Source organism: Actinomadura montaniterrae, from assembly GCF_008923365.1.
In the GTDB taxonomy this organism is placed as follows: domain Bacteria; phylum Actinomycetota; class Actinomycetes; order Streptosporangiales; family Streptosporangiaceae; genus Spirillospora; species Spirillospora montaniterrae.
Map to the genome: position 1 here is coordinate 1 of NZ_WBMR01000480.1, position 1,412 is coordinate 1,412.

At 77.7% G+C, this 1,412-nt stretch carries 1 protein-coding gene; it reads right to left on the reverse strand.

Annotated elements, in window-relative coordinates:
- Positions 1 to 110: 110 nt before the first annotated feature.
- On the reverse strand, positions 111 to 1,412 hold a 1,302-nt coding region (locus tag F9B16_RS50420; RefSeq protein WP_151547346.1), incomplete at its 5' end, for a lactate utilization protein B.

Consider the following 1,412-nt stretch of genomic DNA (forward strand, 5'->3'; position numbering starts at 1 on the left):
CGCGTCCACGGCGGGCAGCCGGCGGGCGTACCGGCGCGGCACCTCCGGCAGCGCGCCGCGCGCCCCGCCGAGCGCGTCGCGGACCCGCCGCAGCACCTCGTCCCGGGAGCTCACCGGCGCCTCCTCGCCCACCAGGCGCGGAAGGTCTCCGGCGGCGGCGCGGGCAGGTCGCGGGCCTCGGTCCACTTGCCGAGCAGGCCGGGCAGCCGGCGGATCCGGCCGCCGCGCGACATCAGCCGCGCCCAGCGGGTGCCGCGGCGCAGCGCCGCCTCGTACCGGCGCGGGTCGGCCATCGTCCAGGCCAGGCCGCGCATCAGCATCAGCTCCGGGGTCGGGACGGGCCGGTGCCGGCGCGACTCGACCACCCGCCCGCGCAGGTGGACCAGCACCTCCGGGATGTCGATCTTCACCGGGCAGACGTCGGCGCAGGCGCCGCAGAGGGTCGACGCGAACGGCAGCGACGCCTCGGCGGCCCGCTCCACGCCGCGCAGCTGCGGGGTGAGGATCGCGCCGATCGGCCCGGCGCGGACCGGCCCGTACGGGGCGGGTCCGGTCCGCTCGTAGACGGGGCAGACGTCCAGGCAGGCGGAGCAGCCGATGCAGCGCAGCGCGGCCCGCCCGACCTCGTCGGCGAGGGCCTTCGTGCGGCCGTTGTCGAGCAGCACGAGGTGGAACTCGCGGGGCCCGTCGCCCGGGGTGACGCCCGTCCACGACGACACGTACGGCGTCATCGGCGCGCCGGACGACGAGCGCGGCAGCAGCTGGAGCAGCACCTCCATGTCGGCCCAGGTCGGGACCACCTTCTCGATGCCGGCGACGGAGATCAGCGTGTCCGGGAGCGTCAGGCACATCCGGGCGTTGCCCTCCGACTCCAGCAGCACCACCGTTCCGGTCTCCGCGACCAGGAAGTTCGCGCCGGTGACCGCCGCGCGGGCGCCGAGGAACCGCTCGCGCAGGTGCAGCCGCGCCGCCTCGGCGAGCGCGGCGGGATCGTCGGACAGGCCGCCTGCGGCGCCGGGCAGCCGCCGCACGAACAGCTCGCGGATCCGGGCGCGGTCGCGGTAGGGCGCCCCGGCCGCCGGATCGTCCTCGCCGAGCTGCGCGACCAGCTCGCCGAACCCCGTCTCCCGGACCGTGACGCCCGCGCGGGCCAGCGCACCGTTCAGGCCGATCTCCCGGGTCACCGACGACGTCGACTTGACGACCTCGGCCGCGCCGGACGCCCGCACCAGCCCGGTGACGATCCGGCGCGCCTCGGCGGCGTCGGCCGCCCAGTGCACCCGGCCGCCCGCCTCGGTGACGGCCCGTTCGAGCTCCGCCAGGTGCGCGTCGAGGCTGAGCAGCGTCCCGTCCTTGATGGCGCGTCCCGCCTCGCGCAGGTCCTCCCAGTCGGCGGGCTCCGGGACCGCCGA